The sequence below is a fragment of the Tepidibacter thalassicus DSM 15285 genome (assembly GCF_900129915.1).
GTDB classification, from domain to species: domain Bacteria; phylum Bacillota; class Clostridia; order Peptostreptococcales; family Peptostreptococcaceae; genus Tepidibacter; species Tepidibacter thalassicus.
In genome coordinates this window covers 188,342-200,269 of sequence record NZ_FQXH01000006.1, presented here as the reverse complement: position 1 = coordinate 200,269, position 11,928 = coordinate 188,342, and the positions used below count along the sequence as shown (strand labels likewise).

Genomic DNA, 11,928 nt, shown 5'->3' with positions numbered 1-11,928 from the left:
TATTTTTTAATCTTAAATTATTCTTAAATTTTTTAGGATTCAATTGACAAAATATAACTTTTTTAGGATAATACATACACAATATAACATTATATATACTAAATCTATAGCAGAAAAGGAGGAAATAAAATGAAAAAATATTTAAAATCCATAATATCTATTTTGATATTAACTTTATTTTTAAATGGATTTTTATTTGGTATTCAGATACCTGTATATGCAGATTCAGTAAATACACAACTTGTAGAAAATAAAATATATAATGGATTTGAGCTTAAATCTAAAAAGTATATAGAGGATATACAGTCTACCCTTATGGAATTTGAGCATATTAAAAGTGGGGCAAAACTTTACTATTTACAAAATAATGATGATAATAAAAGATTTTCAATTACTTTTAGAACTCCCCCAAAAGATAATACTGGTGTAAATCATATAATAGAGCATTCTGTATTATGTGGTTCAAAGAATTATCCTGTAAAGGATCCATTTTTGTTAATGAAAAAACAATCTTTACAAACTTTTTTAAATGCCATGACAGGACCAGATTATACAACTTATCCTGTTGCTAGTAAAAATGAAAAAGATCTTGAAAATTTAATGAGTGTATATTTAGATGCAGTTTTTTATCCGAATATATATAATAATCCTAAAATATTTAAGCAGGAAGGTTGGCATTATGAATTAAATTCACCAGATTCAGAAATTAAAATCAATGGAATTGTTTATAATGAAATGAAAGGAAGATATTCTTCGCCGTATAGAATTTTATTTAAAGAAATAACTAATTCTCTTTATCCAGATACCATATATAAATTTGAATCAGGTGGAAATCCTAATGAGATACCGAATTTAACTTATGAACAGTTTTTAAAAACACATAAAAAATATTATGTACCATCTAATTGTTGTATATTTTTATATGGAAATTTAGATATTGAAAAAACTTTAAAGTTTATAGATGAAAAATATTTAAGCAAATTTGATAGAAAAAAAGTGGATACTTCTATAAAAAAACAAAAACCTTTATCAAAAAGAAAAGTACAATTAGGATATTATCCTGTACCTAAAAACAGTGATATTAAAAATAAAACATATTTATCTTTAAATTATGCAATAAATAATATAAGCGATGAAGACTCAATAGGAATGAATATATTAAGTTATCTACTTACTGGAAGTGATTATTCTCCGCTTAAAAAGGAATTGTTAAAAAATAATATAGGTTTAGATTCTAGTGCGATGTATGATTTTTCTTATATGCATCCAACATTTAGCATTTTAGTGGAAAATGCAAATGAACAAGATAAAGAAAAGTTTGAAAAAATAGTAGATGATACTTTAAGAAAAATTGTTAAAGAAGGTTTTGATGAGCAATCTAAGAATAAATTGGATTCTATTTTTAATTCATATGAAATCAGCAAAAGAACTTTGACAAATAGCGCTTTTAAGGGACAAATATATGAAAATATTGTTGTAAATGCTTGGTTATACAATCAAGATGCTGTGAAATATTTAAAGATTGATTCAAATTTCAAAAATTTTAAGAAAAAAATTAGTGAAAGGTATTTTGAAAATTTAATTGAAAAATATTTATTAAATAATAAACATTCTTCTTTAGTAATATTAAATCCAAAACAAGGTCTTGAAGAAGAAAATATATTGAATTTGAGAAAGAAACTAGCTGAGTATAAATCGACTCTTTCAAACAAAGAGATAGATAAATTGATTAAAGAAACACAAGAATTAAAGAAATGGCAGGAAACTCCAGATTCAAAAGAAGCGATAAATTCAATACCGACATTATCTTTAAGTGATTTAAATACAAAAGTTGATAATGTAGAAACTATTGAAAAAAATAAAAATGGAATAAAAGTGTTATTACATCCTGTTTTTACAAATGATATCGCTTATGTAAAGATGTATTTTGATACTTCTAAAGTTCCGCAAGATAAGCTTTTGTATTTGGAATTGCTTTCTATTGTTTTAGGTGATATGGATACAGATAAACACAATTATATGGAACTTGAAGATGAAATAAATAGATATTTGGGAGGAATATCTTTTAAGGCTACGACTTTTGGAAAATATAATAGTGATAAATACGAACCTAAAATGATTGTAGGTATTTCTTCTCTTAATGATAAGATTTATAAGTCTTTTGAAATTTTAGATGAAATAATAAATCACACTAAATTTACAAATAAAGATCATTTAAAAGAAATTATTCAAATGGAAAGAGCTAGTTTTGAAAATAATATTGGAAGTGCCGGTATGGGAATTGCTATAAGCAGAGCAAAATCTTATATATCTGATGAAGGAAAATATAATGATTATTTAAATAATATAGATTTTTATAAATTTATGTGTGATTTAGATGATAATTTTGATAAAAAGTATGATGAAATAGTAAAAAATTTAGAATATGTAAACAAATTAGTTTTTAACAAAGATAATTTACTTGTAAGTTATACAGGAGATAAAAAAGGATATTCAAAATTTGAAGAAGCATTTAGTAGTTTTTCCAATAAAATAAGAGATGAAAAATATCCTGTTCAAACGTATAATTTTAACAATAATTCTAAGAATGAAGGCTTTATTATTCCTTCTAAAGTTCAATATATAACTAAAGTAGGAAAAATAGAATCTGATTTTAAAGAAAGCGGTAAACTGATGGTTATTAAAAGTATATTAGATAATAATTATTTATGGCAGGAAGTTCGTGTTAAAGGTGGAGCTTATGGTGGAGGAGTTTCAATAAGAAATAATAGTGTAATGTTTGTTTCTTGGGAAGATCCTAATTTAAAAGAAACTTTAAATATATTTGATAAATCTTTTGAGTATTTAAAGAATTTTAATGCTGATGAAAGAGAAATGACAAACTTTATTATAGGAACTATGGGTTCTTTGGATTATCCAATTGATCCTGCTGACAAGGGAGCCATGGCAGATTCTATGTATATAACTCAAACACCGTTAGAAGAACTTCAAAGAATAAGAAAAGAGGTTTTATCTACAACAGTTGAAGATGTCAGAAATTACGGTAGTATTTTGGAGAAAATGTTAAAAGACAGTTATCATTGTGTAGCTGGATCTAAGGATAAAATTGAAAAAAATAAAGATATATTTGATAGTATAAAAAATGTAGTAGAAAATTAGATATAAAAAACGGTTATCAATTTAGATAGCCGTTTTTTTATGTAGGATAAATTTTATAAATGCCAATATAAATATAAAAAGGCTTATATATCCGAATAGAGGATATATAGTTGAAACTAAATTTGAAAATCCAAATTTAGCTAAAAATATAGATGTAAAAGATAGTATAAAAGCTAGTATTTTTTCATTTGTTTTAAATAAATGAGAAATTCTCTGTATAAAGCCAAATCCATTGCCTATTGCTGTAGTAAACATTGCAAACCAAAGTATAATACAATATAGAAATTTTCCTTTATAGCTTGGGTAGCTAGCAATACTAAGCATTGGTATTTCCAGAGAAGATACATCTTCATATAATATAAGACAAGGAAGTAAAATAAATAATGCGAGTATTCCTAAAATTAATCCTCCAATTACACCACCTTTAATAGCAGTTTCTTTTTTATCGACAATACTTCCTATGGAAGTTAAAATTACTAAAGAAGGTATCATATTATATCCTACATATATTATTGCTGAAAGTATAAAGTTGTTTTTGTTTGTTGGATATATTTCTTTTAAGTTATTAAAATCAATTCCTTCTTTAAAAACAATTAATCCTCCTATGAAAATTATAACTACTAGTAAAAATGGAACTACAACAGTATTTACAGCAGATATACCTTTTAAACTGTACAAAAATGTTAAAAAAGTTGCTACTGACATAATAATAATACCTACATTATAATTGATATTAAATTCTTCATAAAAAATAGCTCCACTTCCAGCTAGCATTATACAATAACCTGCCAGTAAGAATAATATTATTATGATATCTATTATATTACTCATGTTTTTTCCGAAAAGTTGATCTAAGAGTTTTTTATAAGTATTAATTTGGTTTTTATATCCTATTAATAATATTGTGGATCCAATAAATGCAAACAATACAGTTGCAATAAAAATACCAATTAAACCTTTGAGTCCAAATATTCCAAAAAAATTCATTATTTCTTGTCCAGATGCAAATCCTGCACCTATTATAGTTCCAACGTATATACTTGAAATTTTTATCCATTTTTTATTTGACATATATATCATCCTCCTTTTTAATAGGTATCTATTTAATTTTATGTGCATAAAATTTAAATATAATTAAATTTTTATGTATAGGGGGTTAATTTATGAATTATTTTAAGACAGATTTAAAAGATAAAAAGGTTAGGGTAAGGGTATTGGACATAAATTTAAGTTTTGAAGGAGTAGTAGAACATGTTACTCATTTTTATATGTATTTAACAAATTGTAAATTAGAAGATGTAAAAGATTGTATTTTAGAAAATAGATATTTTTTTAAGATAAATGATAATGAAATAATTTTAAATTCGGATGGAAAATATGAATTAGAGATAATATAGAAATGATTTGCATAAACCTCATTCTTATCCCATATATTTTTATTAATAGAACAAGGGGGAGGAAATTATGTTGGATAAGTTTAGGGTTTATGTTTTTTTTACAATATTTTTTGTATTAATTTTATTTCAAAATCAGTTTTTATTTTCTAATATTGCGTATTCAAGTGAAAAAGATTCATCTAAATTTAGTATAAATTTAGTAAATGTTAATAAAAACAAATGTGAACCTGTTGGAACTGTTTTAAAGTTTAAGGCAATATGTGAAGGAGAGGATTTAAAATACAAGTGGAGTATATATAGAAATTCTAATGAAATATATACAAAGGAATATAGTAAAGATAATTTGTTTGAGTATCCCACAACTGAAATAGGTGTATATAAGGTAGGGGTTGCTGTTCAAGATAAATCTGGAAAAATTTTAAGAACAGAGTCTGAAGAAGTTAATGTAGTTGATAAGGTTAAATTATATTCTAAAAAGGATTTGGAAAAAGAAAATATAGAAAAATTTGTAAATAATAAAGATTTTAGCAGTAAAACAGATTATTTTATATGGGTAAATACAGAAAAAAATTTAGTATATATTTTTAAGGGAAAAATTCATAAATGGGTGCTTGAAAAAACAATGGTATGTACAGATGGAAAATCATCAACTCCAACTGTAAAAGGTAATTTTACTATTAATGGAAGAGCGCCATGGCTTGTTTCTTATAATAAAAAAGTAAAGGCAAAGTATAAGGTTAGATTTTATGAAAATTATTATTTTCATTCAATTTTATACGATTCAAAAGGAGAAAAAGTTATAGATTCAAGGCTTGGAAAATCTATTTCACATGGTTGTATAAGACTTAGTGTAGAAAATGCAAAGTGGATATATGATAATATTTCGGATGGAACAGGGGTGTATATAAATTAAATAATTGATAATTGAAAAATCCTATATCTTTAAAGTTAAGATATAGGATTTTTTGTTATCTAGCTTTATATTTTTTCTCTATTATATTAACTATTTGATACATTAAAAGAGCACATAATGCAAGAACAAATACTCCCATCATAACTAAATCAAGTTTAAATACTTGACCACCATAAACTATTAGATATCCAATTCCGTAGCGTGATACCAAAAATTCTCCAACAATAACTCCAACCCATGACATTCCTATATTTATTTTTATTATATTAATTATATTTCCTATATTTGAAGGAAGTATTAATTTTGTGAGTATTTGAAATTTATTGGCTCCAAAGCTTTTGAGCATTTTTATTTTTTCTTCTTCGACATTTATAAAATAATTGTAAGCTGAAAGTATTGTAACAACTATAGATATAGTAAGTGCAATAACAACTATTCCAGCAATTCCTGCTCCTGCCCATATTATTAAAATAGGAGCTAGTGCAGTTTTGGGAAGGGCGTTTAAAACTACTAAAAATGGATCTAGTATTTTAGCAAGAGTATTATTCCACCAAAGAATAATTGCTATTATTATTCCTCCGACTGTTCCTAGTATAAAACCTAAAATTGTTTCATAAACTGATATTCCAATATGTTTAAATAATTCGCCGCTTTTACAAAATTTAATAAATAGTTTAAATATATCAGATGGTTTACTTGTTAAGAATACATCTATTATTTTGAGGTTAGCTGCAATTTCCCATAAGAGTATAAATGAAATGAACACTAGAATTTGATAAAAAATAATTTTTATTTTTTGTTTTTTTATGGATTGCAAGTATTTAATATATTCATTAGAGTAGTTTTTCATCTATATCCAGCTCCTTCCATATAGTATTGAAGTAGTCTTTAAATTCAGGAGCTTCTCTTGAAGAAAGAGGGGTTTTTTCTCCTTTTACTGTAAGGTTTATCTCATGTATGTTTTTTATTGTAGCTGGTCTTTTTGATAGCACTGCTATTTTATCTGCCATGGAGATTGCTTCTGCTATGTCGTGTGTAACAATTATAGTAGTTTTATTTTCTTTTTTTATAATTTTTGTTATATCATCACAAACTAAAAGTCTGGTTTGATAATCAAGTGCAGAAAAAGGTTCATCTAAAAGCAAAATGTCAGGGTTTATTGCAAGAGTTCTAATTAAAGCTACTCTTTGTCTCATACCACCTGAAAGTTCTTCTGGATAGTTATTTCTAAAATTCCAAAGTCCATAAAGTTTAAGAAGTCTTTCTATTTTTTGTAAAGATTTATCAGTTAATTTTTTTTGAATTTCAAGTCCGATTTTGATATTTTCCATGATAGTTCTCCATTCTAATAAATGATCTTTTTGAAACATATATCCCATTTTTCCGTTTATAGTTATACTACCTTTAGTCGGTTTTATAAGTCCTGATAGTATATTCATAATAGTAGATTTACCACAACCAGATGGTCCAACGAGTGCTAGTATTGTACCTTCTTCTAAAGTTAAATTTATATTTTTTAAAACTTCAAGTTCTCCTTCTAAAGTATAGTAGTTCATGGAAAGATTTTTTATTTGAACAATCACAGTTTCACCTCCTTGAATTTTGAAAAATATGTCATATAATTTATAGTATTAAAATAAAAGTAATTTTGTACCAAAAGTATTAGGTATTGTTTGCTGAACATAGTGAATTTGACAATTTTATGTTAGTATTGTATTTAATATTTAAAAGGGGTGGGATGATGGCTATTACTATATATGATGTTTTGAAATTAGAAAAATTTAAAGATTTTAAAGTTATTGCTGGTAGAGAAGGTCTTACAAGAAAAATAAAAAAAATTGGTATTTTGGATTATGAAAGAGATGATTTGATAGAGGAAAATTTTGTTGAAGGTGAGTTTGTAGTAAGTACATTAGTTGTTATAAAGGACGATATTGAAGAATTGTATAAGCTTGTAGAAAGGATGATTTTAGTAGGTATAAGTGGTTTAGCTATTAAAAATGTTTATTTTAATACAATACCTGATGAAGTAATTGAACTTGCTGATAGAGAGAATTTTCCTATAATGATATTTAGTAATGTTTATTTTGAAGATTTAATTACAAGCGTTATAAATTTTATTAAACAAAATGAAGAAAATGAATTTTTAGTATCTAAAATAGATAGTATTTTATATAGTAATTTAGACAGTGTAGTTATTAGAAAAATTGCATATGAGATAAATAATAATTTTAAAGAAAAAAATATAGTAGCTTTTTGTAAAAGAAAAGATATACAAAATTCTATTATGACAGAAATATTTACAAATGTAGAGAATGATAAATCATTTAAGATTATTTCTTATAAAGATGGATATATTATTATTAATACTTTTGAAAAAATAGATTCTGATAAGATTGTAGGTATTATTTTGAGGAGATTGGAAAATTTAGGTTTTAATTTGGAGAAATATACAATAGGAATAAGTAGTTTATATGAAAGATTAGGTGAATTAAATTATTCTATAAATGAAAGTTTATATGCATATAAATATTCAATGATATATAAAAAAGATATTTCTTTTTTTAATCAAATTGGAGTTAATAAAATACTATTACCTTTACTAGATAATCAATGGATATTAAAATATCACGATGAGATGATAGAACCATTATTGATGTATGATAGAAAAAACAATACAGAATTATTAAATACAGCTATAAAGTATATTGAAAATAATGGAGATATAAAGGCTACTTCACAAGAACTATTTCAACATAGTAATACTATAAGATACAGAATTGAAAAGATATATAAAATATTAAGCAAAAATTGTAAAAGAGAATCTTTTTATGAGGAGCTTGCTTTGGGTATTAGGATACATAATCTATTGAATATGGATTTGTAAAAATTACAAAAATGAACCCCTTTAGATTTTATATTTTACAAAATCAAAATACTGATAAATGGTTTATTATATTAGTGTAGCTGGTAAATTATACATGTCTAAAGGAGGTAATTATAATGGAAATGTTAAGTAAAAATAAAGCTTTAATTGCAGATATAGTTCTTCTTGGTGTAGCGATGATATGGGGAGTTGGATTTGTTGCTACAAAGAATGCGCTTGATGATATCGCTCCGTTGTATTTGATAGCGTTGCGTTTTTGGATAGCCTTTTTTATATTAGTTGTGATATTTGTAAAAAAATTGAAATACATTACTTTGTTAGATATTAAAGGTGGAGTTATTGTAGGGATATTTCTCTATATGGGGTTTGCGACTCAAACTATAGGAATGCAATTTACAAGTGTGGGAAAATCTGCGTTTTTAACTGGAACAAATGTTGTGATGGTCCCTTTTTTGTATTGGATGTTGTTTAAGGAGAAACCAGATAAATTTTCAATTATTGCAGCGGTAATTTGTTTTATAGGAATTACAATATTAACATTGGATGAGAGTGTAAATTCTATAGGTTTAGGAGATAGTTTAACACTTTTATGTGCTTTGTTTTTTGCGTGTCATATAATTTCAATTGGGTTTTATGTTAAAAAAATTGATATGAGTATATTGACGGTGATTCAATTTTTAGTAGTAGCAATATTATCTACAGTTACTGCTGTTTTTTATGAAAAAATACCATATAATATTTCTGTTAATAGTTGGTTATCTATTTTATTTTTAGGTGTATTTGGTACTTGTATGGCTTTTTTTCTTCAAACAGTAGCTCAGAAATATACTTATTCTACTCATGTGGCTATAATATTGAGTATGGAATCGGTATTTGGTATAATTTTTTCAATGATGTTTCTTAAAGAGAATTTTTCTATTAGAATGTTTTTAGGATGTATTGCTATATTGTTTGCTATAATAACGGCAGAAACTAGATGGGAATTTATTTGGAATAAAACAGGGTCAAATGTAGACGCTAGTTTAGAGTAAATATTCTAAATGTTATTGAATTGATAGGGGGTTAGGGTATATAATTATATAAAATATATAGTTTTGTTTAAAAGGATGATAGTATGTTGTCAAATGAAATGGCTACTTTGATTAAGCAGCGTGAGAGAAAATTTAAAAAGAAAAAAAATCAATTTCCATATGGCATTGTACTGCTTTTAATTTCTCTGGTATTGTGTATTGGACTTTGGAAAGAACATTATACTTATGCTGTGTGTTGGATTTTAGGAATTGGGATAGGTATTGTTTTAAGATGTTCTAGATTTTGTTTTACAGCAGTATTTAGAGATCCTATTCTTTCTGGTAATACAGGGTTGTTAAGGGGAATGTTATTGGCAATGATGGTTAGTACTGTTGGTTTTTCTCTAATACAATATAGTTATATTAAGCAAAATGTTGTTGAGTATAGTTTGATTCCAGGAGCTATAAGTTCTGTAGGAATTCATGTTGCAATTGGAGCATTTGTGTTTGGGGTTGGAATGGTTATTGCAGGAGGATGTAGTTCTGGCGTATTGATGCGAATTGGTGAAGGGCATGCACTTCAGTGGGTTGTTCTTTTGGGTTTTTTTATTGGAACTGTTCTTGGAGCTAAGGATTATCCGTTTTGGTATAGTCATATGATACGAAATTCAAAGATTATTTATTTTTTTGATTATGTGGATTTTAAAGTGGTTGTAATAGGTCAGTTAATCGTATTGATGATTTTGTATAAATTAGCATTATGGTATGAAAACAAAAATTCAAAAAATATGTAATGGAGGACGTTTTATGGCTGTAAAAGAGTTGGATTGTTTATGTGAGGTATGCCCTGTTCCTTTACTAAAGGCGATGAATGAGTTGAAAAAAATGAAGCCAGGAGATATTTTAATTTTACATTCAGATCACAGTTGTGTTGGAATTAGTGTACAAGAATGGGCTCAAAAAAATAAATATCCTGTACAAGTGGTTGAAGTAGAAGATGGAGAATGGGAGGTTTATATTGAAAAGCCTAAAGAAGAGTAAGGGAGGGGATAGGATGAAGCCCATTGAAACATGGCTAAAAAAGCCATGGCCTTATTGGATAGGAGGAATTTTACTAGGGCTGTTAAATGTGATTTTACTAGTTGCAAGTGGAATTAGTTGGCAAATTACTAGTGGTTTTTTACTGTGGGGAATTGGTATTTTGCAATGGTTTGGATTAGATCCTCTCAGTTGGGAATATTTTGACCATTTTCAGTATTATTATGAATCTGTGATTAAAAATAAAAATGTGTTTATTAATCAATATACGATTTTGAATATAGGGGTGATTGTAGGTTCTTTAATTGCTACGTTGTTAGCTTCTCAATTTAAGTGGAAAAAAATAAAAAGTAAAAAGCAGTTTATAGTTGCTTTATTGGGAGGAATTATGATGGGATATGGCACAAGACTTGTAGATGGGTGTAATGTAGGTGCTTTTTTTAGTGGTATTCCATCATTTTCTTTACATGCCTGGGTATTTGGGATTTTTGTTGTATTGGGAGTATGGGTTGGTTGTAAAATTTTAATTAGATTTTTAATATAAAAAAGAGGACAAATTGTCCTCTTTTTTTAACAAAAACCTCTTTTGCTGGAAACGATAAAATCCACAAACATTTGCTCATATTGAGAGAAAGTATATTTTTTTCTAGAAGCGACATAATAATCAAAAGGGATTGTTAAATCATCTACTATAACTTGTTGAATCCAGTGTTCTTTTAACTCCTGTTGAATAACTAATTTTGGCAGAAAAGAAAATCCTTTTCCAGCGAGAATAGAAGATTTAATAGCTTCTGGTGAATTTAAATCGTAAATAACATTTAATTCTTTGATGTCGATTCCTTTTTTTTGTAATGCTTTTTCAATTAAATATCTAGTTCCTGAATTTTTCTCGCGTAAAATCAAAGGGATTTTTTTGAGTTCTTCTATAGAAATTTGTTTTGGAGAATCACAACAAGTGCCTACTAAAATCAATTCGTCTGAAACTATAGTTTGTGTAATAATATCATCGACTTTTGGATCGAATTGAATTATTCCGATGTTAATAGTGTGTTTGCGTAGTTTTTCTATAACTTCAGTAGAGTTATTTACCTCCATGTGAATTTCTACTTCATTGTGAAGTTGTTTAAATGTATAAATACTGCAGGGAAGAGCATATTCTCCTACGCTTTTGCAAGAACCCATAATTAGTTTAGGTTTATCTTGTTGAAGATTTTTCAAATCTCTTTCGATGTTTCCTTGAATTGATAGTAGTGTATGTGCATAATCAAAAACCACTTTTCCTTCTTCAGTTAGTTTAACTCCTTTGTTACTGCGAATAAGAAGGTTTACGCCTAATTCTTTTTCGAGATTTTGAAGCTGCATACTCAGACCTGGCTGAGTAAGGTGAAGGTTTTTAGCAGCTTTTGATATACTATTGCATTTTACTGTTATATAAAATGATTTGAGATATTCAAGATTCATATCCTCACATCCTTGAAAGATAAAAAGTAGTCAGATACCTATTTATTTATTTTACCACTATAA

General features: G+C 26.5%; 12 protein-coding genes. 8 read left to right on the top strand and 4 right to left on the bottom strand.

The annotated features are described in order from the left end of the window. The first annotated feature begins 129 nt into the window (after positions 1-129). Positions 130-3,159 (top strand): insulinase family protein, encoded by a 3,030-nt coding sequence (locus BUA19_RS02855; RefSeq protein ID WP_084601910.1) that lies wholly within the window; start codon positions 130-132, stop codon positions 3,157-3,159. A gap of 21 nt (positions 3,160-3,180) precedes the next feature. On the opposite strand, the gene BUA19_RS02850 is transcribed toward BUA19_RS02855, so the two are convergent. After that, the gene (locus tag BUA19_RS02850; RefSeq protein ID WP_072723427.1) at positions 3,181-4,230 is read right to left on the bottom strand and encodes a YkvI family membrane protein; all 1,050 of its coding nucleotides are present in this window, start codon (positions 4,228-4,230) and stop codon (positions 3,181-3,183) included. 92 nt (positions 4,231-4,322) lie between these two features. Here BUA19_RS02850 and BUA19_RS02845 point away from each other — a divergent pair, with 92 nt between their 5' ends. Then, a complete protein-coding gene (locus tag BUA19_RS02845) occupies positions 4,323-4,556 on the top strand; it encodes a hypothetical protein (RefSeq protein WP_072723425.1) in 234 nt (77 codons plus the stop codon). 67 nt (positions 4,557-4,623) lie between these two features. Beyond that, a complete protein-coding gene (locus BUA19_RS11415) occupies positions 4,624-5,469 on the top strand; it encodes a L,D-transpeptidase (protein WP_084601909.1) in 846 nt (281 codons plus the stop codon). A 55-nt stretch (positions 5,470-5,524) separates the two neighbouring features. Here BUA19_RS11415 and BUA19_RS02835 read toward each other — a convergent pair whose 3' ends face one another. Then, positions 5,525-6,319, bottom strand: a complete 795-nt coding sequence (locus tag BUA19_RS02835) for an ABC transporter permease (RefSeq protein WP_072723423.1) — start codon at positions 6,317-6,319, stop codon at positions 5,525-5,527. Further along, on the bottom strand, positions 6,303-7,052 hold the full coding sequence (locus tag BUA19_RS02830; RefSeq protein ID WP_330388981.1) for an ABC transporter ATP-binding protein: 750 nt from the start codon (positions 7,050-7,052) through the stop codon (positions 6,303-6,305). The genes BUA19_RS02835 and BUA19_RS02830 overlap by 17 nt, the downstream gene beginning before the upstream one ends. 158 nt (positions 7,053-7,210) lie before the next feature. Between BUA19_RS02830 and BUA19_RS02825 the strand changes: the two genes are divergently transcribed. The 5 genes from BUA19_RS02825 (at position 7,211) to BUA19_RS02805 (ending at position 10,948) form a co-directional block, all read left to right on the top strand. Continuing rightward, on the top strand, positions 7,211-8,356 hold the full coding sequence (locus BUA19_RS02825) for a PucR family transcriptional regulator (protein ID WP_072723420.1): 1,146 nt from the start codon (positions 7,211-7,213) through the stop codon (positions 8,354-8,356). A gap of 116 nt (positions 8,357-8,472) precedes the next feature. Then, entirely contained in the window at positions 8,473-9,387 is a 915-nt protein-coding gene (locus BUA19_RS02820) for a DMT family transporter (protein ID WP_072723418.1), read from the top strand. Between the two features lie 86 nt (positions 9,388-9,473). Beyond that, complete coding sequence (locus BUA19_RS02815) at positions 9,474-10,160, top strand: YeeE/YedE thiosulfate transporter family protein (RefSeq protein ID WP_072723507.1); 687 nt, start codon at positions 9,474-9,476, stop codon at positions 10,158-10,160. Positions 10,161-10,173: 13 nt separating this feature from the next. After that, complete coding sequence (locus BUA19_RS02810) at positions 10,174-10,407, top strand: sulfurtransferase TusA family protein (RefSeq protein WP_072723416.1); 234 nt, start codon at positions 10,174-10,176, stop codon at positions 10,405-10,407. A 13-nt stretch (positions 10,408-10,420) separates the two neighbouring features. Next, positions 10,421-10,948 carry a YeeE/YedE thiosulfate transporter family protein gene (locus BUA19_RS02805; protein WP_072723505.1) on the top strand — a complete coding sequence of 176 codons (528 nt, stop codon included), beginning with the start codon at positions 10,421-10,423 and terminating at the stop codon, positions 10,946-10,948. A 26-nt stretch (positions 10,949-10,974) separates the two neighbouring features. On the opposite strand, the gene BUA19_RS02800 is transcribed toward BUA19_RS02805, so the two are convergent. Beyond that, the gene (locus BUA19_RS02800) at positions 10,975-11,865 is read right to left on the bottom strand and encodes a LysR family transcriptional regulator (RefSeq protein ID WP_072723395.1); all 891 of its coding nucleotides are present in this window, start codon (positions 11,863-11,865) and stop codon (positions 10,975-10,977) included. Positions 11,866-11,928 lie beyond the last annotated feature (63 nt).

Excerpts from the sequence above, each read along its gene's own strand:
- BUA19_RS02855 (WP_084601910.1), top strand. The coding sequence starts at position 130 with ATGAAAAAATATTTAAAATCCATAATATCTATTTTGATATTAACTTTA.
- BUA19_RS02850 (WP_072723427.1), bottom strand. The coding sequence starts at position 4,230 with ATGTCAAATAAAAAATGGATAAAAATTTCAAGTATATACGTTGGAACT.
- BUA19_RS02845 (WP_072723425.1), top strand. The coding sequence starts at position 4,323 with ATGAATTATTTTAAGACAGATTTAAAAGATAAAAAGGTTAGGGTAAGG.
- BUA19_RS11415 (WP_084601909.1), top strand. The coding sequence starts at position 4,624 with ATGTTGGATAAGTTTAGGGTTTATGTTTTTTTTACAATATTTTTTGTA.
- BUA19_RS02835 (WP_072723423.1), bottom strand. The coding sequence starts at position 6,319 with ATGAAAAACTACTCTAATGAATATATTAAATACTTGCAATCCATAAAA.
- BUA19_RS02825 (WP_072723420.1), top strand. The coding sequence starts at position 7,211 with ATGGCTATTACTATATATGATGTTTTGAAATTAGAAAAATTTAAAGAT.
- BUA19_RS02820 (WP_072723418.1), top strand. The coding sequence starts at position 8,473 with ATGGAAATGTTAAGTAAAAATAAAGCTTTAATTGCAGATATAGTTCTT.
- BUA19_RS02810 (WP_072723416.1), top strand. The coding sequence starts at position 10,174 with ATGGCTGTAAAAGAGTTGGATTGTTTATGTGAGGTATGCCCTGTTCCT.
- BUA19_RS02805 (WP_072723505.1), top strand. The coding sequence starts at position 10,421 with ATGAAGCCCATTGAAACATGGCTAAAAAAGCCATGGCCTTATTGGATA.
- BUA19_RS02800 (WP_072723395.1), bottom strand. The coding sequence starts at position 11,865 with ATGAATCTTGAATATCTCAAATCATTTTATATAACAGTAAAATGCAAT.